The organism is Nocardia lijiangensis NBRC 108240 (assembly GCF_001613045.1).
Lineage (GTDB): Bacteria > Actinomycetota > Actinomycetes > Mycobacteriales > Mycobacteriaceae > Nocardia > Nocardia lijiangensis.
This window is the reverse complement of sequence record NZ_BDBP01000082.1, coordinates 18,153-41,937: the sequence shown is the minus strand read 5'-3', so window position 1 is coordinate 41,937 and position 23,785 is coordinate 18,153. Positions and strand designations below refer to the sequence as shown.

General features: G+C 69.6%; 21 protein-coding genes. 7 read left to right on the top strand and 14 right to left on the bottom strand.

Annotation, left to right across the window (positions count from 1 at the left end; all coding sequences use genetic code 11):
* Positions 1–15: 15 nt before the first annotated feature.
* The gene (locus NL1_RS27425) at positions 16–1,017 is read right to left on the bottom strand and encodes a polysaccharide deacetylase family protein (RefSeq protein ID WP_067845107.1); all 1,002 of its coding nucleotides are present in this window, start codon (positions 1,015–1,017) and stop codon (positions 16–18) included.
* A gap of 115 nt (positions 1,018–1,132) precedes the next feature.
* Between NL1_RS27425 and NL1_RS27420 the strand changes: the two genes are divergently transcribed.
* The 6 genes from NL1_RS27420 to NL1_RS27395 all read left to right on the top strand — a co-directional run bounded on the left by NL1_RS27420 (position 1,133) and on the right by NL1_RS27395 (position 8,272).
* Positions 1,133–2,713, top strand: coding sequence for a putative glycoside hydrolase (locus NL1_RS27420; RefSeq protein WP_245673562.1), 1,581 nt, complete (start codon positions 1,133–1,135; stop codon positions 2,711–2,713).
* 326 nt (positions 2,714–3,039) lie between these two features.
* Positions 3,040–4,122 carry an ABC transporter substrate-binding protein gene (locus NL1_RS27415; protein ID WP_084510992.1) on the top strand — a complete coding sequence of 361 codons (1,083 nt, stop codon included), beginning with the start codon at positions 3,040–3,042 and terminating at the stop codon, positions 4,120–4,122.
* Positions 4,119–4,964 carry an ABC transporter ATP-binding protein gene (locus tag NL1_RS27410; RefSeq protein ID WP_067845104.1) on the top strand — a complete coding sequence of 282 codons (846 nt, stop codon included), beginning with the start codon at positions 4,119–4,121 and terminating at the stop codon, positions 4,962–4,964. The genes NL1_RS27415 and NL1_RS27410 overlap by 4 nt, the downstream gene beginning before the upstream one ends.
* Complete coding sequence (locus NL1_RS27405; protein WP_067845102.1) at positions 4,957–5,838, top strand: ABC transporter permease; 882 nt, start codon at positions 4,957–4,959, stop codon at positions 5,836–5,838. The genes NL1_RS27410 and NL1_RS27405 overlap by 8 nt, the downstream gene beginning before the upstream one ends.
* A gap of 30 nt (positions 5,839–5,868) precedes the next feature.
* Positions 5,869–7,215 (top strand): LLM class flavin-dependent oxidoreductase, encoded by a 1,347-nt coding sequence (locus tag NL1_RS27400; protein ID WP_067845100.1) that lies wholly within the window; start codon positions 5,869–5,871, stop codon positions 7,213–7,215.
* A gap of 127 nt (positions 7,216–7,342) precedes the next feature.
* Complete coding sequence (locus NL1_RS27395) at positions 7,343–8,272, top strand: TauD/TfdA dioxygenase family protein (RefSeq protein ID WP_067845098.1); 930 nt, start codon at positions 7,343–7,345, stop codon at positions 8,270–8,272.
* Positions 8,273–8,339: 67 nt separating this feature from the next.
* Here the strand turns inward: NL1_RS27395 and car are convergent, their stop codons facing one another.
* The 4 genes from car to NL1_RS27375 form a co-directional block, all read right to left on the bottom strand.
* On the bottom strand, positions 8,340–11,828 hold the full coding sequence (gene car, locus NL1_RS27390; RefSeq protein ID WP_067845093.1) for a carboxylic acid reductase: 3,489 nt from the start codon (positions 11,826–11,828) through the stop codon (positions 8,340–8,342).
* A 109-nt stretch (positions 11,829–11,937) separates the two neighbouring features.
* The gene (locus NL1_RS27385) at positions 11,938–12,696 is read right to left on the bottom strand and encodes an acyl-[acyl-carrier-protein] thioesterase (RefSeq protein WP_067845091.1); all 759 of its coding nucleotides are present in this window, start codon (positions 12,694–12,696) and stop codon (positions 11,938–11,940) included.
* Positions 12,697–12,755: 59 nt separating this feature from the next.
* Positions 12,756–13,301 carry a carboxymuconolactone decarboxylase family protein gene (locus NL1_RS27380; protein ID WP_067845089.1) on the bottom strand — a complete coding sequence of 182 codons (546 nt, stop codon included), beginning with the start codon at positions 13,299–13,301 and terminating at the stop codon, positions 12,756–12,758.
* An 86-nt stretch (positions 13,302–13,387) separates the two neighbouring features.
* Entirely contained in the window at positions 13,388–13,753 is a 366-nt protein-coding gene (locus NL1_RS27375) for a DUF3703 domain-containing protein (RefSeq protein WP_067845087.1), read from the bottom strand.
* Between the two features lie 98 nt (positions 13,754–13,851).
* Here NL1_RS27375 and NL1_RS27370 point away from each other — a divergent pair, with 98 nt between their 5' ends.
* Entirely contained in the window at positions 13,852–14,757 is a 906-nt protein-coding gene (locus tag NL1_RS27370; protein ID WP_245673560.1) for a YobF C-terminal domain-containing protein, read from the top strand.
* A 32-nt stretch (positions 14,758–14,789) separates the two neighbouring features.
* Here NL1_RS27370 and NL1_RS27365 read toward each other — a convergent pair whose 3' ends face one another.
* From NL1_RS27365 to NL1_RS27330, 9 genes are all read right to left on the bottom strand, one after another.
* Positions 14,790–15,869, bottom strand: coding sequence for an NAD(P)/FAD-dependent oxidoreductase (locus NL1_RS27365; RefSeq protein WP_067845085.1), 1,080 nt, complete (start codon positions 15,867–15,869; stop codon positions 14,790–14,792).
* Positions 15,870–16,014: 145 nt separating this feature from the next.
* Complete coding sequence (locus tag NL1_RS27360) at positions 16,015–17,031, bottom strand: helix-turn-helix transcriptional regulator (RefSeq protein ID WP_218024491.1); 1,017 nt, start codon at positions 17,029–17,031, stop codon at positions 16,015–16,017.
* Between the two features lie 10 nt (positions 17,032–17,041).
* A complete protein-coding gene (locus NL1_RS37875; RefSeq protein WP_156095073.1) occupies positions 17,042–17,215 on the bottom strand; it encodes a hypothetical protein in 174 nt (57 codons plus the stop codon).
* Between the two features lie 205 nt (positions 17,216–17,420).
* Positions 17,421–18,836, bottom strand: a complete 1,416-nt coding sequence (gene der, locus NL1_RS27355; protein WP_067845081.1) for a ribosome biogenesis GTPase Der — start codon at positions 18,834–18,836, stop codon at positions 17,421–17,423.
* On the bottom strand, positions 18,833–19,504 hold the full coding sequence (gene cmk / locus NL1_RS27350; protein ID WP_067845124.1) for a (d)CMP kinase: 672 nt from the start codon (positions 19,502–19,504) through the stop codon (positions 18,833–18,835). The genes der and cmk overlap by 4 nt, the downstream gene beginning before the upstream one ends.
* Before the next feature lie 65 nt (positions 19,505–19,569).
* Complete coding sequence (locus NL1_RS38655; protein WP_169813609.1) at positions 19,570–20,853, bottom strand: pseudouridine synthase; 1,284 nt, start codon at positions 20,851–20,853, stop codon at positions 19,570–19,572.
* Between the two features lie 8 nt (positions 20,854–20,861).
* Positions 20,862–21,731, bottom strand: a complete 870-nt coding sequence (scpB, locus tag NL1_RS27340; protein WP_373862600.1) for an SMC-Scp complex subunit ScpB — start codon at positions 21,729–21,731, stop codon at positions 20,862–20,864.
* Positions 21,728–22,606, bottom strand: a complete 879-nt coding sequence (locus NL1_RS27335; protein WP_156095079.1) for a segregation and condensation protein A — start codon at positions 22,604–22,606, stop codon at positions 21,728–21,730. The genes scpB and NL1_RS27335 overlap by 4 nt, the downstream gene beginning before the upstream one ends.
* Before the next feature lie 188 nt (positions 22,607–22,794).
* Positions 22,795–23,739, bottom strand: coding sequence for a ParA family protein (locus NL1_RS27330; RefSeq protein WP_067845079.1), 945 nt, complete (start codon positions 23,737–23,739; stop codon positions 22,795–22,797).
* Positions 23,740–23,785: the final 46 nt, after the last annotated feature.

Genomic DNA, 23,785 nt, shown 5'->3' with positions numbered 1-23,785 from the left:
GCGGCGCGGCGAGCCTCAGTAGGCGTGCGCCCGATCCGCCCATGCCGCACCGATTTCCGGCGCGAGGAGCCGTGGGAACGAGATGCGGCGCGGATCGCCGTCGGACGTGTAGCGCAGGCCAGGATCCCGGGCGAGCCGGTCCAGCCAGTGCGCCGAATCGAACGGGACCTCCCCGCGCCCGGACCTGATGCGCGGAACACCGGCCGGATCGACAGGTCCGAACGGCGAGGGCGCGGGTTCGGCGCCGACCAGCATCACGGCCTCGAAGACGTAGCGCGTGCCGTCCCATTCGCCCGCGGCGGCGAGCCGCCGATCGGCGGGGAAGATGCCCAGCGGCAGCGCCATGGTGCGCACCGGGGCGCCCGGCGCGGCAGCGGCGATGGCGCGCAGGTTCTGCACCAGTTCGCGCTGCACACCGGCGGCGTCCAATCGGGACAGGTTGGCGTGAGTTGCGGTGTGCGCGCCGAGGTCGTAGCCGTGTTCGGCGAGCCAGGTCAGCGCGCGACGGTCGTCACCGAAGGACCCGTTGTTCACGTAGAAGGTCGCGGTCGGGCGGAAATCCGGGTGGCCCGCGCCGAATTCCTCGAGGATGCCCACGGCGCTGTCGGGGGCGGGGCGGCCGTCGCCGGTCAGCGTGAGCTGGCTGATCGTCGAATCGTCGAAGGTGAGCACCACCGGGTGGGTGCCCGCGGGGATATCGATGGCGCCGGAGATGTAGGCCGCCGCCGTGACCGGGCGGTAGCCCTCGCGGTAGAGCCGGTCGAGTTCCGCGCGGAATTCCTCGGGCGTCTGGTCGTATTCGCCCGCGGGATTCGCCGTCACCTGGTGGTACATCAGCACCGGGATCAGTCCCAGCTCGTTCGCGCCGACCGCGGCCGGGTCCACCGGCGCGGGCGACGCCGGGGTGGAAACGACCGCGGGCGTGGCGGATTCGGCCGCCGCGCCACACCCGAGCAGCAGCGCGGAAGTCAGGACCGACAGTGCGCATCGAAACGCGAACGCGCCATTGCTCGCCATCGGCTCACCGTACGTGGGCGATGAGTCGAATCGTCCGCTTATGGGCGAAATGCCCGACATCGGGCACCGCCGCCGTGGATAGTAGGGAAACCTGAGTCGAAAGTTGGTGTGCGCGTTGCTCGAACGACGTCCGGAAACCCGCGTTCGGCGGCTCGCGGCGATCGCGGTGGCCGTCGTCGGGTCGATCCTCGCCGTCGCGGCCCTCGTCACGGCGTTCCGGCCCGAGGCCGAGCGGTTCACCGTGACGGGACTGCCCACCGGGGTCGTCGGCACCGCGGCCGCGTCGGAGCTGGCGCTGCGCGTCGACGCGTCGGGCCACGACCCGAACGCCGTGCGCCTGACACTGGACGGCGTGCCGGTGCAGGGCGTGGTCGAGGGTGACGACGTCGTCTACCGTCCGGGCGTATTGCCCGATGGGACACACGAACTCAGCGCCGAGATCCCCGCGGATGGCCTGCTCGGGTTCCTGCGCTCCAAGCCCGGCGCCACCGAGTCGTTCACGGTGGACTCGACGCCGCCCACGGTGCAGCTGGACCCGGCGCAGCCCGTGCGCTCCTACCGCGAGCCGGTCACGCTGCGCGGCAAGGCGATCGGCGCGCAGCTCGTCTCGGTCGGTGCGGTCTCGACGCCGGCCGCGGCGGACGGCGCCTTCGAGATCACCCTGCCGCGCGCGCCTGCCGGTGTCGAGCTCGTCGCGGCCGACGCCGCGGGCAATACGACGCGAACGCCCGTCCCGGCGCTCGTCGAGCTGCCGAGGATCAGAGCGGTGCACGTCACCGCGCACGCCTGGTCGCACGAAGGGCTGCGCGAGGGCGTGCTCGACCTGGCCCGCGCCGGGCACATCGATACCGTCCAGCTCGACATCAAGGACGAGGACGGCGTGATCGGCTACGACTCCCAGGTGCCGCTGGCCAGGGAATCCGGTGCCGCGACCTCGATCTACGACGCGCGCGCCGCCCTGACCCGGCTGCACGAGATGGGCCTGCGGGTGATCGGCCGGATCGTGGCGTTCCGCGACCCGACGCTGGCCGAATGGGCATGGCACGCGGGGCGGCCGGACTGGGTCGTCCAGAGTCCGGGTGGCCGACCGTATTCCAGCAAGTACGGGCCGATCGCGTTCACCAACTTCGCGCATCCCGAAGTGCGCAAGTACAACATCGATCTCGCGACCGAAGCGGCGGCGCTCGGGTTCGACGAGATCATGTACGACTACATCCGGCGCCCGGACGGCAGCCTGTCGAGCATGGTGTTTCCCGGCGCCACGGCCGACCCGACCGTCTCGATCGCTGAATTCCTCCGCGAGAGCCGGGATCCGGTGCACGACGCGGGCGCGTTCCAGAGCGCCGCGGTGTTCGGCATCGCCGCCACCCGGCCGGATCAGATCGCCCAGGACATTCCGATGATGGCCGCGCACCTGGACTACGTGGCGCCGATGGTCTATCCCTCGCACTGGAATTCCGGCGAGTACGGCGTCGCGCACCCGAACGGGCAGCCCTACGACATCGTGCTGCGCTCGCTGGAGGACTTCCGCAGGATCACCGAGGGCACCGGGGCGAAGGTCGTGCCGTGGTTGCAGGACTTCAGCCTCGGCGTCACCTACGGCCACGCCGAGGTCAGGGCACAGATCGATGCGACCGCAGCCGCGGGGATCGACAGCTTCGTGCTGTGGAGCCCCGTCGTGCGGTACCACCTCTGAGCGCGCCCCAAGGATTAGGCGCGACCTGCGCGGAACCATTGTTGCGACGAGCCCGCCGGGCGATAGTGCTTGCACGTTCGATTCCGCCGACACACGGGAGGTCCGCATGGGTGCCATCGATTCGCCGCGGACACCGGTCGTATCCCCGCCGCTGATCCGCCGCCGCACCGTGGATCTCATGCGCGTCCCGCACGGCGTCTGTCGCCGCTGACCGGCGGCGCTTCGCCGCGCCACGACCCTCGATCAGGTAGCCCTTCCCCTGCTCACCTGCCGTACCGGCATGCCCGCATCCGGGTGGTGGGCGCATCCAGTGAAAGAACCGAAAGATGTTGTCCCTGAACCGACGGCCGCGGGTCATCCGCGCGCTCGCCGCCGCATTCGCGATCCCCACCGCCGTGGCGGTCCTGGCCGGGTGCGGCTCGTCCGAACCCGCCACCACCGCCGACGGCAAGTCCGTGCTCCGCTATCAGGGGCAGACCGGTCAGGTCACGGCCTTCGAATTGGCCGCCGATCTCGGCTACTTCTCGGAGATCGAGCTGCGCTGGGAAGGCGACACCACCAGCGGGCCCGCCAATATCCAGGCCGCGGCCACCAAGCAGATCGAATTCGGCAGCGCGTTCAACGGCGCCGTCGTGAAGCTGGTGTCCGGTGGCGCCCAGGTCACCTCGGTCCTGAGTTCCTATGGCGCCGACGAGCTCTCGTACACCGGCTACTTCGTGCGCGACGATTCCGGCATCGCCTCGGCTCGGGATCTGATCGGCAAGAAGGTCGGTATCAACACTCTCGGCGCGCACCACGAGTTCGTCACCCGCGAATGGCTGCACCGAGAGGGCCTGAGCGAGCAGGAGATCAAGCAGGTCGAGCTCGTGGTGGTGCCGCCGGTGAACACCGAGGAGGCGCTGCGCAACCGGCAGATCGATGTGGCCGCGCTCGGCGGGGTGTTCCGCGAGACCGCGGTCGAGCGCGGTGGCATCCACCCGCTCTTCGCCGACAAGGCGATCTTCGGCGAGTTCGACTACGGCACCTACGTCTTCCGCAACGACTACCTCCAGCAGCATCCGGCCGCGGTGCGCGATTTCGTCCAGGGCACCGCCCGCGCCACCCGCTGGCTCCAGGTGACCCCGCGTGACCAAGTGCTCGCCCGCTTCGAATCCATCATCACGAAGCGCGGGCGCAACGAGAACACCCAGCTGCTGAAGTACTGGCGCAGTCCCGGCATTCCGGTCCCCGGCGCGGTGATCGCGGAGAAGGAACTGCAGATCTGGATCGACTGGCTGATCCGCAACGGCGACCTGGCCGAGGGCAAGCTCTCGGCGAAGGACCTGTTCACCAACAAGGACAACCCCTACGCGAACGGGACCTACGGCCCGGCGACGGGCCCGACCGGAGAGGTGGTGGCGGCGAAATGACCGACACCGCAGTCAAACTGCGCCTCACCGGAGTGCGCAAGCAGTTCGCGGTCCGTGGCTCGCAAGAGCAGTTCACCGCGGTCGAGGACATCTCCCTCGAGCTGCGCGAAGGCGAATTCCTCGTCCTCGTCGGCCCCAGCGGGTCGGGCAAGTCGACGCTGCTGGATCTGCTCGGCGGGTTGAGCAAGCCCACCGAGGGCGAACTACTGTTGGACGGCAAGCCGATCACCGGACCCGGGCTGGACCGCGGCATCGTGTTCCAGCAGTACGCGCTGCTGCCGTGGCGCACCGCGCGGGCCAATATCGAATTCGGCCTCGAGGCCAAAGGGCTGCGCCGGGCGCAGCGCCGGGAGCTGGCCGATCACTACCTGGAACTGGTCGGCTTGGCGGGGTTCGGCGACCGCTACCCGCACGAGCTGTCCGGCGGCATGAAACAGCGGGTGGCCATCGCCCGCAGCCTCGCGTTCGACCCCGAGGTGCTGCTGATGGACGAGCCGTTCGCCGCGCTGGACGCGCAGACCCGGGAGTCGTTGCAGGACGAGCTGTTACGCATCTGGAAGACGACAGGGAAGACGATCCTGTTCATCACCCACGGCATCGATGAGGCGGTCTATCTCGGGCAGCGCGTCGCGGTGCTGACCTCGCGGCCGGGGCGGGTCAAGTCGATCCTCGAGATCGACATCGACCGTGCGTCCGGCGCCGACATCCGCTCCGGCGAACGCTTCCGCGAATACCGGCACGCGATCTGGGAGCAGCTGCAGACCGAAGTGAGTCGCGCGCAGGGACTCGAACGCGCGGAGATCGGCTCCGCGGGCAACGACAGGAGGCACGCCCATGTCTAGCGCAGTGCAGGTCTTGGAGAAGACCACCGCCCGGAGGGCCGCACCGAAGACGGCCGCCGCGACGCCACCGGCGCGAGTGCGCCCGGGGCGGACGTCCCGCCTGCTCGGCCTCACCCTGCGACTCGGGTGGCGGGTCCTGAAGCCGACGGTGGTCATCGCGCTGTTCCTCGCGCTGTGGGAGACAGCGCCGCGCCTCGGGCTCGTCGACGAGGTGTTCCTGCCGCGCTTCTCGGTGGTGGTGCAGGCGTTCGCCGAGCTGGTGGCCAGCGGCGAGATGTGGGATCACGTCTCCACCAGTCTGACCCGCTCGCTCAGCGGTTTCACCCTGGCGCTGCTCGTCGCCATTCCGGTCGGCATCGGCATCGCCTGGTACAAGCCGGTGGCCGATTTCCTGAATCCGATCCTCGAACTGTTCCGCAATACCGCCGCGCTGGCGCTGCTTCCGGTCTTCATCCTGATCCTCGGCATCGGCGAGACGTCGAAGGTTGCGCTGGTGCTCTACGCGAGCTTCTTCCCGATCCTGCTGAACACCATCACCGGCGTGCGCACCGTCGACCCGCTGCTGATCAAATCGGCGGTCTCCCTGGGCTTCGGACCGCTGCGGCTGTTCCAGAAGGTGGTGCTGCCCGCCGCGGTGCCGTCGATCTTCACCGGTGTCCGGATGGCCGCGGCGTCCTCGATCCTGGTGCTCATCGCCGCCGAAATGGTCGGCGCGCGCGCCGGACTCGGCTACCTCATCACCGCCGCGCAGCAGAACTTCCAGATCCCGAACATGTACGCGGGCATCCTCGCCATCTCGCTGCTCGGCCTGACCTTCAACGGGGTACTCGTCGCCCTCGAGCGCCGCTTCTCCCGCTGGCGCAACCACTCCTGATCGTGCCCTTCCGAAAGAACGCAGAACCCCATGTCCGAACCTCGTAAAACCTTTCACCTCAACGCCTTTCTGATGGGCGTCGGCCATCACGAGGCCGCCTGGCGGCACCCGCGTACCGAGGCGCGCCGGGTGCTCGACGTCGCGCATTTCCAGGAGCTCGGGCGGATCGCCGAGCGCGGCAAGCTCGATTCCGTCTTCTTCGCCGACGGGCTCGCGGTCGGTCCGCAGATCAAACGCAACACGCTGGCCGTCTTCGAGCCGGTGACCCTGCTGTCGGCGATCGCCACGGCGACCGAACGGATCGGGCTCATCGCGACCGCGTCGACGACCTACAACGAGCCGTTCAACCTGGCCCGCGTCTTCGCCTCGCTGGATCACCTCAGCGGCGGCCGGGCGGGCTGGAACATCGTCACCTCCGGTAACGAGCAGGAGGCGTTCAACTTCGGTTACGACGCCATCCCGGAGCACGCGCGCCGCTACGAACGGGCGACGGAGTTCGTCGACGTCGCCGTCCAACTGTGGGACAGCTGGGAATCGGAGGCGATCGTGCTCGACGAGGAGTCCGGCGTGTTCGCCGATCCGGACCGGGTGCACACCATCGATCACGCGGGCGAGCGGTTCCGCGTCCGCGGCCCGCTCAACGCGCCGCGCAGCCCGCAGGGGCGGCCGCTGCTGGTGCAGGCCGGTTCCTCGGAGAGCGGCAAAGAGTTCGCCGCCCAGTACGCCGAGGCGGTGTTCACCGCGCAGCGCACGCTCGAGGAAGGGCAGCGGTTCTATCGCGACCTGAAGTCGCGGCTGCCCAAGTACGGGCGCTCGGCAGGCGAGCTGAAGGTGCTGCCCGGCCTGGTGCCGTTCATTGCCGACACCCCCGAGCAGGCGCGCGCCCTCGAGCAGGAATTCACCGACCTCATCTCCCCCGACTACGCGCTGCGCCAGCTGTCCGGCCTGCTCGGCGTCGACCTGACCGCGCACGCGCTGGACGCGCCGCTGCCTCCGCTGCCCGCGGAGAGCGAGATCGAGGGCGGCAAGAGCCGATTCACGCTCGTGAAGGAGCTCGCCGAGCAGGAGCAGCTCACGGTGCGCCAGCTCATCGGCAAGCTCGGCGGCGGGCGCGGGCACCGCACCTTCGCCGGGACACCGGAGCAGATCGCCGACGAACTGCAGACCTGGTTCGAGAACGACGCCGCCGACGGGTTCAACATCATGCCCCCGTACCTGCCCGGCGGGCTCACCGACTTCGTCGACCGGGTGGTGCCGATCCTGCAGGACCGCGGGCTCTTCCGCACGGAGTACACGGCGACCACGCTGCGCGGGCACTACGGCCTCGACCCCGTGGACAACCAGTTCGCGCACAGCGCCACGCGCGCGAGCGCCTGAGCACGCACCGAACCACCAGTGCCATGCCGCTGATCCGACGACTCGAGGTCGACTACATGCGTATGGGCAGCAGCAACTGTCGCCGTGACCGCCGCCCACCGCCGATCACCTCCCGAAAGACACGACAATGACCACCGTCAGCGAAGCTCCGACCAGCACCGCCCACATCGCCCCCGTCGCCGGGCACATCGGCGCCGAGGTCACCGGCGTCGATCTGGGAACCGATCTCACCGACCAGCAGGTCGCCGACATCACCGCCGCGCTGCACGCGCACAAGGTGTTGTTCTTCCGCGACCAGCACATCGGCCACGCCGAACAGATCGCGTTCTCCCGGCGCTTCGGCTCCGTCACGCCCTCGCACCCGTACGACGACGCGCCCACCGAGTTCCCGGAGATCCTCGCCGTGGACAGCCGCCTGTACGAAAAGCGTTTCGGCGTGCGCAAGTTCAGCTACACCAACCACTGGCACACCGATGTCTCGCCGCTGATCAACCCGCCCGCCGCCTCGCTGCTGCGCGCGGAGATCGCACCGGAACGCGGCGGCGACACCAGCTGGACCAACCTGGCCGCCGCCTACGCGGGCCTGCCCGAGGTGCTCAGGACATTCGTGGACGGTCTGCGTGCCGAGCACCGGTTCGGCGGCAGACAGCCCGCGTGGCACGAGGACAGCGACTACGCGAAGAAGGTGGCCAAGGCGCCGCTGATCACCGAACACCCGGTGGTGCGGGTGCATCCGGTCACCGGGGAGCGCGTTCTGTTCGTCAACCCGGGCTTCACCACCCGGATCGTCGGACTCAGCCCGCGCCAGAGCGACGCGGTGCTGAAGCTGCTGTTCGACGAGCTGTCCGATCCCGCGTACACCGTCCGGTTCCGTTGGGAGAAGGGCAGTCTGGCGTTCTGGGACAACCGGGCCACCGCCCACTTGGCCCCGAGCGACCTCGAGCACCTCGACGTCACCCGGGTGCTCTACCGGACGACGCTCGAAGGCGACATTCCGGTAGGCGTCGACGGCGCACCGTCCCGGTCGATCGCGGGAGATCAGTTCGTGGGCTCCTGATTCCGAGCGCCGAGGCGCCGCGCACCGCAACGTCGGTGCGCGGCGCCTCGGCTCTGTGCGGCACCGATCAGAGCAGTCCGCGCCGCCGCAGATCGCTGACGTACTTCTCGATGAGGGGCCGCGACAGGTGCGGGATGTCCGCTGCACCGGGGAGTCCGAGCGATCGGACCGCGGCGCGGAAATTCGCTGCGGGCAGGGCCGCGCCGTGCAGGGGCGGCGCCGGACGCCGGTACGCGCGCAGCAGCGGAAGCAAGGTGTGGGTGCGCCGGTGCTCGGGGAGCGCGCGCAGCGCGGATTCGAAACGGGCGAACCAGTCGTCGTAGTCGGCGATGCGGTGGATCGGGTGCCCCGCCTCGATCAGCCAATCGACGAAGGTGTCCAAGGAGATTCCGTCGTCGTGCGGGTTGAGCACGTCGTAGCTGTGGAAGCCTGCGGTGGTCGCGGCGCCGAGCGCGGCGATGGCGGCGGCGGTGAAATCCGCTGGCAGGCCGTCGTAATGGGCGCGAGGACGCTGCTCTGCGCCATTGGTCTCATAGAACGAGGCGGGTGCGATGCCGGTGACGAGCAGGCTGAGCAGCAACCGGGTGAACATGTCGGGCAGGTTGAGCTGACCGGCGAATCGGCTGTGCGCCAGGATCATGTCCGAGCGAAAGACGGCGACCGGGAGCGCGAAGCGATCATTGGCCTCGCGCAGCAGCACTTCACCCGCCCACTTGCTGGTGCCGTACCCGTTGGCGTAGCTCTGGTCCACGACCCGGACCGGGCTCATCTCGCGAATGTCGCCGTCCTCGGCGAACTTCGACGGATCTATCTGCGCGGCGACCGCCACCGTCGACAGGTAGGTGATCGGCTTGCGGCGCGTGGTCAGCGCCAGGCGAATCAGTTCGGCCGTGCCGACCACGTTGGGGCCGAACAGCTGCCGGTACGGCAGCACGTGGTTGACCAGCGCGGCGGGATGCACGACGAGGTCGACGTCCGCGGCCAGACGCCGCCAAGTCGCCTCGTCCACACCGAGATTCGGTTCGCCGATATCGCCCGCGAGCACCTCGAGGCCGCGCTCGGCCAGCTCGTGGAAGCGATCGATCAAGTCGGCGTCGCCGGTGTCGAAGGCCTCGTCGAGCCGTTTGCGTGCGGCGTACTCGTCGGCGCCGCGCACCAGGCAGATCAGGTGGCCGCCGGTGGCATTCAACCGTTCGAGCCATTCCAGGCAGAGGAAGCGCCCGAGATACCCGTTGGCTCCGGTGAGCAGGACGGTCCCGGCAGGATCGGCGGCCAAGGGCAGGTCCGCGGCGGTGGCCAGTGTCACCGGATCGAGGAACGCCTCCAGTGTGAGCTGCGCGGCCGTGACCCGGCCGGTGTCGCCGTGCACGGCGACGAAGCTCGGCCGTCGCGTCCCCCCGGAACGTGCGGCGTCGATGTAGTCGGCGAGCCCGCGCAGGTCGTTCGCCGGGCTGGTGACCACGCCGACCGGCACCTCGACGCCGAACAGTTCGCCGAGCAAGTTCGACAGCGACAGAGCCGACAGCGAATCGCCGCCGAGATCGGTGAAATGCGCGTCGGGACGAATATCCGTGCCCGCACAGCCGAGCAGGGCGCGGGTCGCCCGGCCGACGGTTTCCAGCACCGGTCGTGTCGCGGACTCGTGGCGCAGCGCGAGCAGTTCCTCGTTCTGCGCCGCGGCGAGCTCGGCGTAGAGCTGCTCCAGCCGTTCGCCGTACCGCTGCTTCATTTTGGGGCGCAACAGCTTTCCGATACCGGACAGCAGTCCGTTCGCGGCACTGAACGGCTCGGTCTCGATCAGGAAATCGCGTGGGATCTCATAGGAATTCAGCTCCGCGTCCTTGGCGACCTGGTGCAGCGACGCGCTCAGCGCCGCGGCCAGTTCCGCGCCCTCCCAGCGGGCCAGCGCGTCGGCGGTGGGCACGATCACCGCGAGCAGATAGGCGCGCTCGCTGCTGCCGTGCACGAAGATCTGCCGCACCAGCGGACTGCCCGCGAACACGGCCTCCAGCTTGGCGACCGTCACGAATTCGCCCTGGGACAGCTTCACTACGTTGTTGCGCCGGTCGACGTAGACGAGGCGATCCGGGCCGAGTTCGGCGACGATGTCGCCGGTGCGGTAGAAGCCGTCGTCGTCGAAGATCTCGGCGTCGAGCTCAGGGCGCCGGTAGTACCCGGAGATCATCGCGGTCGTCTTCAGCAGCAGCTCGCCGCGCGGATACGGCGAATCGGTGTGGAAATAGCCGAGTTCCGGCACGTCGAGGAGCTTGTAGTCGAGAACGGGTGGCCTGCGCACCACCGTGTCGATGACCAGTCCGCCGCCCGCCTCGGTGGAGCCGTAGCCGTCGTGCAGGTCCAGGTCGAGCACGGACTCCATGAAGGTCTTCATCTCGGCGGCCAGCGGGGCGCTGCCGCAGATCGCGGTCATGTAGCGACCGCCGAAGAAGTCCTGCTGGAGTTCGGTTTTCACCGCGGCCTCCAGATCGGCGGCGGCGACGCCCGCGCCCGCCCTGCGATCGAGCTCGCTCTGATAACGCTGAAAGACCATGTCGCACACGCGCGGTACGAAGAACAGCTCGGTGGGCCGCACCAGGGCAAGGTCCTCGAACAACGTCGACATATCGCTGGCCGCGGTGAAATACGCCGTGCCGCCGCGGGCCAGCACCCCGTACAGGGTCATCCGGCCCGCCACGTGACTCATCGGCATGTAGTTGAGGTTGATCGCCGCGACCAGCGGCTGGGCCAGCCACATCGCGGTCACCAAACTGCCCGAGTACATCGCGCCCTTCGGCGTCCCGGTGCTGCCCGAGGTGTAGACGAGCAGCGTCAGCGCGTCGTCTTCAGGATCGCGCAGGGGCGCGGGCGGGAGTCCGCGGCCGTGGGTGATGATGTCGTCCAGGGTGTCGACCACGGTCGGGACGCCGACCAGGCGGCGGCGAGCCGATTCCAGCGCCTCGCGGTGATCGTCGTCGCCCGGGTGGTAGCCGAAGACGATCAAGCGCTCCGGAGCGTGGCCGTCGAGCACACAGGCCACGGCGTGATCGAGCAGGTCGAGACCGGTGGCGAGGATCCGCGGGGCGGTCTCGGCGAGGACGGGGCGCAGCTGCGCGACGGGCGCGGCGGCTTGCAGCGGCACCGCGATCGCGCCGACGTGCACGCAGGCCAGATCCAGGATGGTGTACTCGGCGCTGGTGAAACCGAGAATGGCGATGAAATCTCCCGCGCGCACCGAGATTTCGTGACGCCAGTGGGCGGCGACCGCGCCGATGCGCGCCCACGCCTCGCCGTAGGTCATGGTGTCGAAGGTCGGCAGCAGCCGCGTCGTCCGGCGGCCGGTCCGCGGATCGGTGCTCAGCTGTACCGAGCGCTGTCCGAGCGCGGGGCGGTCGGCGTAGCCGGTCATGAGGGTTTCCACGAGGCGCGGCAATCGCATGCCCGGCTGCCGGATCAGCTCGCTGATCTCCCGGCTCGGTGCCGCGTCCCGGATCTGCGGATGCTCGGCATACAACCGCGCGATCCGCTCGGTCTGTCGCACAGCCCGCGCTTCGTCCGCCATTGACCCGCCTCCACGATGAGCTACTGGTCCCCTTCGACACGTTAGCTCACCTAAGGATCTCGGTCACGGGTTCCGCGGAGCCCGAGACCGCATCGTCACAGCCGCCGATTCAGAGCGGGGTCACGCGGGCCACCGCGCGCACTTCGTCGCCGACGGCGAGCCAGGCGTCCAGGGTGTGGTCGACGCGGCGGCCGATCACCCGGACCTCGTCGCGGGACTCGAGCGGCTTGGCGTACTCGATGATCACCCGGTACGGGGTCGCGATCAGGTCGCTGTGCCCGGCCAGCAGTTCCTCCAGCGCACCGAGGTAGACCGCGTTGTTGACGTGATCGAGCACGTCGATGTCGGCCACCCGAAGCGGGAACGGCAGCACCTCGACGTCGGCCGCCGCCGCATCGGGCGCGGGGTCGGTGAGGGCGGCCTTCCAGCGCAGGCGATGCTCGGTCGTGCTGGCCAGCATCGGGGCCATGAAGCGGTCGCTCATCCGGGTCGGCACGCCGCTGTCGATACCGAAGTGGATGAGGAAGGCCTCGGTCTCGATGCGGCCGCCCGCGCTGCCGAAGATCTGCACGCGCATGTTGCACCAGCGGTTGGACAGGGCCGAGCACCAGCGCTGCAGGGTGACCCGCTCGCCCCACCTCACGGGCTCGAGCACGTCGATCACCGTGCGGCGCACCACCCAGCCGCGGTGCGCGTCGCCATCCTCGACCGCGTCGAGGTGTTCGAAGCCGATGTCCTGCAGGTAGCGGGCCACCGCGTCGAGGCGAAGCCGCTGTTCCCTGTCGGTGTCGGCGAGACGGACCGGCCACCCCGTGCGAAAGGGGGTTCCGATGGACGGACGTTCCGGCAAGACGCTGGGAATGACCATGGTCGGATGATGCCAGGGCGCCGCCCGGTCATCCGATCCGGGACAGCGCTCCCGACCGCTCAGCCCATGCGCGACTCGGGAATCGCGCACGCCATGCCCTCGGACATGCCGGTGGGCCGCACGCCGAGCGCCTGGTTGAGGCGAGCGCGCTGGTTCTCCCAGGCGATGGCGGCGGCCAGCTCGGCGAGCTGCGCCTTGGTGAGATGGGTCAGCAGCTGGTCGCGCAGCTCGCCGAGTTCGATCGCAGGCGTCGCCGTGACGGCCTCGGCGTAGGAGATGACCAGTTTCTCCAGCTCGGTGTAGGCGTCGCTGGTCCGATAGCGCGGCAGATCGGTGATCTGCCGCTCGGTGACCCCGGCGGACTGCGCGATGGCCGAGCCGATGTCGAGACAGAATTCGCAGTTCACCAAGCCCGCGGTCTTCAGCTCGGCCAGATCTTTGAGATGCGGATCGAGGCGGTTGGCGAAGATCGACATGGTCTCGTAGACCGCCGTGCTCACCAGCAGCTGCGGCCTGCGCCCCAGCCAGCCGACGAGGTCGGTACGGTTCCGGCGTGCCCGCCGGAACGCCCCCAGGTGGCTCCGAATACGAAGAACGGTTCGCATTTCCCGGGCTCCCCTCAGCTGGTCACGGATACTTCCGATTGCCGCCATCCTACGCTCGAAACGACAGCCCGTAGTAGATATTCGGGCTAGGTGCGCGCGGTCTCGCGACGACCCGCTTCCAGGATCGATGCCAGGTCGGACGGGATCGGCATGGGCGTCATGATGCCGACGGCGGTGCGGCCGGTATTGCCGATGGGCACCCGGCCGAGTGACGAACCGAGCCCGGCCCCCGACAACCGGATCAGCTGGCCGATCGCCTCACGACGGTCGTGGCACCGCAGCGCCAGCCGCAGCATGTGCCAGTGCGAGCGGGTGTGCGGCCACGGCCACGGCTGGGACAGGATGTGCGCGCGCTCCAACGCGCGCCACATGGCGTCGAGATCGGCGGCGTCGTTCGCGGCGCGCAGCTCCTCCTCGAAAGCGGTACGAACGATAGGCGGCATGGGGGCCATGGTCTCTCCTGGAATCGTGGAATGCCTTCGCCCTCGAGACTCGCCTATCCGCCTGCCCGGAGTCTTGAACAAACCTGCTGCGTCTTGACTCTCACACCGTGTCAGACCGTTGGCTGGAGCTCGTGCATCCCTACATCGGCTCCGGTCCCTACTGCTACAGCAACGCACTGGCGATGCTGCTCGGTGAGCACGCACCGCCGGTCGGGGTGATCGAAACCCTGACCGGATCACCGTTCGGCGCGCAGGTGGAGGGCGTGCAACCGTACTTCGATCCGGTCGGCTGGCATCCGGAGATCGGACTGGACGCGGCGATCGAGCTGCTGGGGTGGCAGTGCACGCGAGCGAAGGGCGGGTCCGCCGCCGATGCCGTAGACCGCCTGCGTGCCGCGCTCGAACACGGCCCGGTCCTGGTCGGTCCGCTCGATATGGGGCTGCTGAGCTACCGGCCCGGCTCCGGCGCGCCCCTCGGCGCGGACCACTACGTCGTAGCGCTCGCGATGGAGGCAGACGTCGTCGTGCTGCACGACCCGCAAGGGCATCCCTTCGCGACGCTGCCCGCCTCCGATTTCGTGGCGGCGTGGCGGGCCGACGAGATTGCCTACGCCGAAGCTCCTTTCGTCATGCGATCGGAATTCGTCCGGGAGCGTGCGGTTTCCATCGACGCGGCACTGAACGCCGCGGTGCCGAGAGCCCTCCGCTGGCTGACGGGAGCGGCGGACTCCGTCGAGCGCATCGCCGAGTTGGTCGACGCGGGACTGTCGCCGGACGCCCGAGACCTGCTGGGGGTGTTCGGTATCCGTCTCGGCGCTCGCAGGCTCGCCGATGCCGCCTCGAGCCTGACGATCGTCGGTCGGCAGCGCGCGGCCCGAATCGCCATCGAGCAGTCGCGAATCGTCGGCGGCCTCCAGCATCCGCTGGTCGTCGCCGACGATGCGACGCTGGCCGCCGAGATCCGCCGTCTCGGACCGGGTTACGAACGGCTGGCATCGGCGCTGGCCGACTGAATCCCCGCCGGACGACGTACGCCAGTGCTTTGTCAGAAGCTGGAGACGCCCGCGCGAGCGGTGGAGAACGCGCTGTGCGCCCCCATCTCCTTGAGCGTCACCGCGACGCGGCCTGCGAGGTAGGCCCGCCGCACGGAATCGTCGGCATGCGTGAACTGGGTTATCGCGTCCTTTCGTCCGAGGGAGATGCCACGGTTCCAGTACGGGAAGGAGTGCGGTTTGGGCTTGCGTCCCTTGTGCAGCCGGGCGAAATTGTCGGCCGCGTGAATGGCCTGCGGTAGCGCGGTGTAGCAGGCGAAGCGCGCGCCGGGCACGGCCGCGCAGTCACCCACCGCGAAGATCCGCTCGTCGCTGACGCTGCGCAGGAATTCGTCGACGACCGCACGACCGCGCGGATCGACCGCGAGGCCGCTGCGCGCCGCGAGGTCGGGAACGTCCGACACGATCGCCCACAGGGTCAGATCGGAAGCCAGGTCCCACCCCAACCGCAGCCGCACGACGCCGTCGAACTGTCCTGCGCCCGAGCCGATCTCGAGCACGTCATCGTCGACGATGTCGATCGTCAACCGCTCCAGCCCGGCGCGGAGACGTCGGCGCGCACCGTCGGCAAGGCCACCGCCCACCGCGGAACCGACCAGCCGCACCCGCAGATCCGTTCTGGCCTCGGCGATCTCGGCCGCGGTCTCGATGCCCGTCGGGCCTCCCCCGATCACCGTGACCTGGCTGCCAGCGGGAAGCGCCGTCAGCGCCTCGCGAGCTTGTTGCGCGCCCTCCCACGTGCCCACCGGGACCGTTCCCGGCATCGGCGCCACGGTGCTGCCCACGGCAAGGAAGACGTAGTCGAAGTCGATTCTCGCGCCGTCGGTCAGGGCGACGGTGCCGTTGCCGATCTTGTCGACCGTGCCGACCCGCGCCGTGATGCCTTCCCGCAGCACCTCGACGAGAGGCGTTGCCGCCGACGCCGTTCCCGCGATCTGCTGATGCAACCGGACCCGCTCCACGAAGTCGGGGCGCGGGTTGATCACCGTGATCTCGGCATCCTTCACCTTCTTGGACACCCGGTTCGCCACGAGCGTGCCCGCGTAACCGCTGCCCACCACTACCACCTGCATGTCGGCCTCCTGTCTGATAACTGGACGTACAGAAGATGCCGACGACCGCGCATTTGTGACGGCTCGGCCAGGTGGCGTGCATCACCGACACGGGGTGTCACAAAGCGGCCGGGACCGGTGTCCGGTGTGGATGGCGCAGGCCCTGTTACGAGGGAGGCGTGGCCTGCGGCCGGTGCAGGGCGCCTCGCCAGTCCAGGCTGCCGAATTCCGAAGGCGGAGCGCCGAACATGCTGCGGCAGACGCGGGTCAGGTGCGCGCTGTCGGCGAATCCGGCGCCGTGCGCCACGTCGGTGAGGGACTGTCCCGCCGCGATCAGTTCCGCGGCGCGCTGCACGCGCAGCCACCGCAGGTACGGACGGAACGGTATCCCGAGCTCGGCCGAGAACACGTGGGCGAGACGGCTTTCCGACAGATGGACCGCACGGGCCAGTTCAGCGAGCCGCACGGGACCGGCGGACAAACACTCCGGCAGCAGCCGCAGCACCTCGGCCACGGCCGGATGGCGCACCGTCTCCCCCGTCCCGACGCGCAGCCACTCCTTCTCCGATTCCGAGGCTAGCGCGGACCGGACCCAGCTTGCGAAGGCAGCCGCCTCGTCGGTGAGCGGGCCGTGCGGCGGTTCACCGGCGGATGGTCCGTCGGGTGATCTTTGGCCCTCGCCCAACTCGGCGGGTGACAGTTGGCCCTCGCCCAGCTCCGGGGATGACAGTTGGCCCCCGCCCAGCTTCGCGGATCGGCCTTCGCCCACACGTTGCCCAGCGGATGACCCTTCGCCCGCGTGTTGGTCGCCGCGCAACCATTCGCTGAGCATGTCCAGCTGCAATTCCGCTGCGGCGCAAACCCATCCGCGCGCAGAGTCGCGCGGGCGCGACAACGCAGCCCACCGCGCGCCCTGCGCCGACTCCGGATCCAGGTGCACCAACGCGCCGTGCGACGCACCGCGCACGACCGCGTGGGCCACGTCCGGCGGAACGACAGCCGCGCGGCAGACCACCCGCTCCCCCGCCCGGTCTGCCAGCACCATGTCCTCGGCGGCGACGATGACCTGCACCGTGTGATGGGCGTGCAATGCCGCGGTCCCGATCTGCCCGACGATCACCAATCGCCCGGGGCTCAACGCGGCTATGCCCCGCCAGCGCCGCACACCACCCGTGCCCGTCATCGCCTCAGTGTCACCCACGCCCACCAGACCACCCCTCCCCCAGCCGGTCCGCCAGCACCATGTCCTCGGCGAGGACGACCTGCGCCGTGTGATGGGCGAGCAAAGCGGCGGTCCCGATCACGAGCCGCCCCGGCCGCAGCGCGGCCACACCCCGCCACCGTCTCGCATCGCCACCGTTCGCCATCTTCTCAGTGTCACCTGCGGCCTGCGACCGACCGCATCCAGTCGGTCCCCGCACAGGTCAGGGGGGCATCACCGACTGGATGACGAGTTGCGAAGGCCGACCGGCGCAGCCAGTTCGGCGAGCTGACAGTGCCGCAAGCGGTGCCGCAGGAACGACACGGGCCCCGGGTGGACGATGTCCTCCCGGGGCCCGCGACAGCTCCGAACTACTTCTTCCGATCCCGCTTCTCGCGCACCCGCACCGAGATGCGCACCGGCGACCCGTCGAAACCGAATTCCTCGCGCAGGCGGCGTTCCAGGAAGCGGCGGTAGCCCGCCTCCAGGAACCCGGTGGTGAACAGCACGAAGGTCGGCGGACGGGTGGAGGCCTGCGTCGCGAACATGATGCGGGGCAGGCGACCGCCGCGCATCGGCGGCGGCGTGGCCGCGACGACTTCCTTGAGCCAGGTGTTCAGCCTGCCCGTGGGAATCCGCTTGTCCCAGGATTCCAGCGCGGTCTCCATGGCGGGCACCAGCTTCTGCACGGCGCGGCCGGTGTGGGCGGAGACGTTGACGCGCTGAGCCCACGGCACCCGGATCAGTTCGCGGTCGACTTCCTTCTCCAGCTGCAGGCGGCGGTCCTCGTCGACCAGGTCCCACTTGTTGAAGGCGAGCACCAGCGCCCGGCCGGAGTCGGCGACCAGGCTGATCACCCGCAGGTCCTGCTCGGTGATCGGCTGCGAGGCGTCGATCAGCATGATCGCCACCTCGGAGGCCTCCAGCGCCGACTTGGTGCGCAGCGAGGCGTAGAACTCGGTACCGCTGGCGTTGGAGACCTTGCGGCGCAGACCCGCGGTGTCGACGAATTTCCAGATCTTGCCGCCCAATTCGACGAGCGAGTCGACCGGATCGACGGTGGTGCCCGCGACATCGTGCACCACCGAGCGCTCGTCGCCGGCGAGCTTGTTGAGCAGGCTGGACTTGCCGACGTTCGGCTTGCCGACCAGCGTCACGCGGCGCGGTCCCGTGCCGCCGGTGCCCTCGCGCGGCGTCTCGGGCAGCACCCCGAGCACGTCGTCGAGCAGGTCGCCGGTGCCGCGGCCGTGCGCGGCGGAGACCATGCGCGGCTCGCCGAGCCCGAGCGACCACAGCGCGGCCGCCTCGGACTCCACGCGCTGGTCGTCGACCTTGTTGGCGACCAGGATGACCGGGATCTTCGATCGGCGCAGCTTCTTCACCGCGGCCTCGTCGGTGGCGGTCCCCCCGACGGTCGCGTCGACCACGAGCAGGATCGCGTCGGCGGTCGCCATGGCCACCTCGGCCTGGCGGGCGACGTGCTGCTGCAGGCCCTTGGCGTCGGGCTCCCAGCCGCCGGTGTCCTGCACGAGGAACCGCCGTCCGGCCCAGCTCGCCTCGTAGGAGACGCGGTCGCGGGTGACGCCGGGAACGTCCTCGACGACGGCCTCGCGGCGGCCGAGGATCCGGTTCACCAGGGTGGATTTGCCGACGTTCGGACGGCCGACGACCGCGAGCGTCGGCATGGCGAGGTGTTCCTCGCCCTCCTGCTCACCTTCGAGATCGGCGATCTCCCAGTCGGTTTCGTCGCCCCATATGCCGTCGCCTGCCAGTACGTCCTCGCTCATCGATCCCCTCCCGGAGTCGCAATCTGCTGCGCGACAACGCGATACAGTTCGTCGATGACCTCGTCCATACCCAGTTCGCTGGTGTCGACCAGCACCGCGTCCGCGGCGGGGCGCAGCGGGGACACCTTGCGGGTGGAGTCGAGGTTGTCGCGACGTTGCACGTCGGCGAGCACGGCCGCGTAGTCGTCGCCGCGGCCTTCCCGAATGTTCTGCTGGTTGCGCCGTTCGGCGCGCGCCTCCGCGGAGGCGGTCAGGTAGATCTTGGCGTCCGCGGCAGGCAGCACCACGGTGCCGATGTCACGGCCCTCCACGACGATGCGCTGGGCCACCGCGGTGAGCTCGCGCTGCAACGCGACGAGTAGCTCGCGCACTTCGGCCACCGCGGACACGGCCGAGACCGCCTTGGTGACGGCGTCGCCGCGGATCTCGGCGGACACGTCCTCGCCGTCGAGCTCGATCACCTCGTGGCTGGGATCGGTGCCGATCGTGAGCGGCAGCTCCTTGACGGCGGCGCCGATCGAAGCGCTGTCGGTGAGCTCGATGCCCTCCCGCAGCACCCGCAGCGTGGCGACGCGGTACATGGCGCCGGTGTCGAGGTAACGGGCGCCGAGCCGGGTGGCGAGGCGCCGGGAGACGCTGGACTTCCCGGTGCCCGAAGGCCCGTCCATGGCGACCACCAGCGGAGTCTCACCGGCCACCGGACCGGGAACCTCGACCGGAATCTCCACACCGTTCACAACGACACCGCCTCGTAGAGTTTGCCGATTTCATCGCGACCGAGCACGCGCAGCGTGCCGGGCCGCTGATCGCCCAGCGTCACCGGGCCGATATTCGTGCGCACCAGCCGGGTCACCGGATGGCCGACCGCGTCGAGCAGGCGGCGCACGATGTGCTTGCGCCCCTCGTGCAACACCACTTTCACCAGCGAGCGTCCCTCGCCGAGTTCGAGCACCTGGAAGCGGTCCACCTTGGCCGGGCCGTCCTCGAGCTCGACGCCGTCGCGCAGCCGTTTGCCGATGATCTTGTTGTTGACCTCGCCCTGCACGGTCGCCAGGTAGGTCTTGGACACCTCGAAGGACGGGTGCATCAGCCGGTGCGCGAGATCGCCGTCGTTGGTGAGCAGCAGCAGCCCCTCGGTGTCGGCGTCCAGTCGCCCGACGTGGAACAGCCGCTGCCCGGCCGCGATGCGCTCGGCGACGATGTCACCGACGCAGGGCCTGCCCAGGTCGTCGGACATGGTGGACTGCCAGCCCTTGGGCTTGTTGAGCGCGACGTGCACCAGCTCGTCGCGAACCACGACGCGGGTTCCGTCGACGCGGACCACGGCCGTCTGCGGGTCGATGCGCAGGCCTTGCTCGCGCACGATCGCGCCGTCGACCTCCACCCGGCCCTGCTCGATCATCTCCTCGGCCGCGCGCCGCGAGGCGACACCGGCCTTCGCGAGCACCTTCTGGAGCCGCTCGCCCTCGCCCCACGGCAGCTTCGCCGGACCCTCGGTGTGCGCGGGCTCGACGTTCTGGCGGCGCGCGGGTTTGGCGTTGCTCAGCAGCGGCTGCGCCGGGGTTTGGCGCTGCGGTTTGGGGGTCTTCGCCTTACGTGCGGCCGGGGCCTGCTTGGCCGCACTCGGCCCGCCCCACGACGAACGCTGCGGCGCGGCGCCCTGGCCGGAGCCGCCGCGGCCGAAACCGCGCTGGGCCGAGCCGCGCTGGCTCGAACCATGCTGACTCGAACCACCGTGGGCCGATCCACCCTGGGCCGATCCTCGCTGACTCGAACCGCGCTGACCCGCGCCACGCTGGCCGGATCCGCCCTGGCTCGAGCCGCCGCGACGCCCTCCGGCGCTGTCGTCCGACCCCCACGGCGCGGCGCCGCGTGATGTTCCGCCGCGTGATGTTTCACCGCGCTGCGCGGTCCTGGCGCCGCGGGCGCCTACATTGCGACCCGTACCGCCTCTGGCGGGCTGGGCGCTGTTCTTCCTACGATCCGGTGTGCCATCTCGGCGAGCGGGCGTATTCATCTGTCCTGTCAATCCTCGCTGCCGAGATCCAGGTTGGTCTCGGCGGGTTTCTTCAGCCTGGTGTAACGGGGGTCCGTTTCCAGGCTCTCGTTGATCTCATCGATCAGGTCGACGCCCGGGAGCAGGGGCGCCAGTGGTGGCAGAGCGGACAGCGAGGCAAGTCCGACCCGTTCCAGGAACAGTTCGGTCGTGCAGTACTGCGTGCCGTTCGTGTCCGGGTCGACCCCGGCCTCGGCGATCAGCCCGCGGGCGAGCAGCGTGCGCATCACACCGTCGACGTTCACGCCGCGGACCGCGCTCACCCTGGTCCTGGTCACCGGTTGGCGGTAGGCCACCACCGCCAGTGTCTCCAACGCCGCCCGTGTCAATTTGGTCCTGGCGCCGTCGAGCAGTACGCGCTCCACATACGGTGCGTACTCGCTGCGAGTATAGAAGCGCCACCCGTCGCCGACGAAACGCAGATCGATGCCGCTGCCGCGCGCGGTCAGCTCGGCCGACATCGCGCGCAAGGCCGCCTCCACCCGTTCCGCGGTGTCGTCCAGGGCCGCTGCCAGCTGTTCTACCGGGGCGGGAGCGTCCACGACGAGCAGCATCGCCTCCAGCGCGGAGCGGAATTCGGCGTCGTCCAGGGGCTCGGGGGTGAGACCCGCCACCGTCTCGGAGCCAGCGCGCGCGGAGGTGTTTTCCGCCACGTTCGGTGCTGCGGTCACGTCATCGGAGGCGTTCGCCGCCGCGCCGGGCGCTCCGATGTCCTCGGCATCGTTCTCGGCGACACCCCGCGCTGCGGTGTCGCCGGCGTCGGCACCGGACCGGGCGTCGTCCAACGCGGCGGCTTCCGCCGTGTCGTCGGCCGCGGTGTCGATGGTCGAGTCCGTCACCCGTAGTCCTCCTCGATCGTCACGGTCGGCGCAGGCGCTCCGTCCTCGGGCTCGCCGATCCAGCTGATCGCGAGCGGGCCGAGCGGATCGGGCTGGTCGAACTCGATGGTCTTGCCCCGGTACAGCTCGAGCAGCGCCAGGAAGCGCGCCACGATCTGCACCGGCATCTCGCAGTCGGCGACCAGCTCGGCGAACGTCGTCCAGCCGCCCGCGCCGCGCGCCTTCAGCAGCTCCAGCACCAGCGCGGCCTGTTCGGCGACCGAGATCGCGTGCGCGTGCAGGTGGTCCAGCCCGACCGTCGGCGTCGGGCGCGGGCGGAACGCCGCGGCGGCGATGTCGGCGAATCCGGCCGCGTCGACTCCCAGCGTAACCTCGGGCAGCAGACCGGCGAACCGCTCCTCCAAGCCGACCGAGCGCGGATAGCGGCGCAGCGCGACCGCCTCCAGTTCCCCGAGCAACTCGGCGACCTGCTTGAACGCGCGGTACTGGAGCAGGCGGGCGAACAACAGGTCGCGCGCCTCCAGCAGCTCCAGATCCTCGGCGTCGGTGACCTCGCCCGAGGGCAACAACCGCGCGGCCTTCAGATCCAGCAGCGTCGCGGCGACGACCAGGAACTCGGTGGTCTGATCGAGGATCTTGTCCGCGCGCAGCCCGCTCTGTTCGTTCATGCTGGCGGTCATGGCCTTGGTGTAGGCGATGAACTCGTCGGTGACCTGATGCAGCGCCACCTCGGTGACATCGAGCTTGCGCGAGCTGATCAGGGTGAGCAGCAGGTCGAAGGGTCCCTCGAAATTGCTGAGCTTGAGCCGGAATCCGGATCCGCCCTGCTCGGCGGGCTCGGCGCCGCCCTGTGTCGCCGAACCGTCCTGTGCCACCGAAACGCCCGGCTTCACAGCATCGCGCGGAGTCGTCGAATCGCCAGGCAACGTCGAATCGCCAGGTCGCACCGCATCGTCCGATTCCGCGATATCGCGTGGCGCAAACGAATCGGCCCGCGCGTCGACGACGTGCGGGCCGAGCGTCTGCGTGATCGTCCTCTGTCGTGCGGGGTCCGCTGCCTCGATCACCGGCCCGACCGGTGGATGACTTCCCGCGCCATCGCCCGATACGCTTCGGCGCCACCGGATTTCGGCGCCCAAGTGGTAATGGGTTCACCGGCCACGCTGGCGTCCGGGAAGCGGACGGTGCGCGAGATGGCGGTGTCGTAGACCAGCTCGCCGAACACCTCGACGACACGCGCCATCACCTGGCGCGAATGTAGTAGGCGGGCATCGAACATGGTGACCACGATGCCGTACAGGCTCAGCCGCGGGTTCAGCCGGTCGCGCACCTTCTCCACGGTGTCGTTGAGCAGCGCGAGCCCGCGCAGCGAGAAGTATTCGCACTCCATCGGAATGATGACGCCGTCGGAGCAGGCCAGCGCGTTGACGGTGAGCAGGCCGAGCGAGGGCTGGCAGTCGATGAGGATGTAGTCGTAGCGGTCGCGCACGGGTTCCAGAGCGCGGCCGAGGGTCTGCTCCCTGCCGACCTCGTTGACCAGCTGGATCTCCGCGGCCGAGAGGTCGATGTTGCTCGGCAGCAGGTCCATGTTCTCGACCCTGGTCGGCATCAGCACGTCATCGATGGAGGTGCGGCTGCCGACCAGCAGGTTGTGCACCGTGAGTTCGAGATCGTGGTGGGCGACGCCGAGTCCGGCCGAGAGCGCACCCTGCGGGTCCAGGTCGACCAGCAGCACGCGTCGCCCGTATTCGGCCAGTGCCGCGCCGAGATTGATGGTCGAGGTCGTCTTGCCGACCCCGCCCTTCTGGTTGCACATGGCCACGATGAGCGCCTCGCCGTGCCTGGCCACCGGCGGTGGGTCGGGCACGAGGCGTAGCGGGCGTCCCGTCGGTCCCAGGTCCGTACTCTCCGGAACGGGCTCGGCTCCGTTGCCCCACAGCGTTTCCGCCGCGCCATCCGAGTATCCGTCCGACCGGGGCCCCGTAAGCGGCTGCGCCCCAGCACCCATCGGCGGCTCCGCCGCTCCGGCTGTCGTCACGATCCGCTGCTCCTTA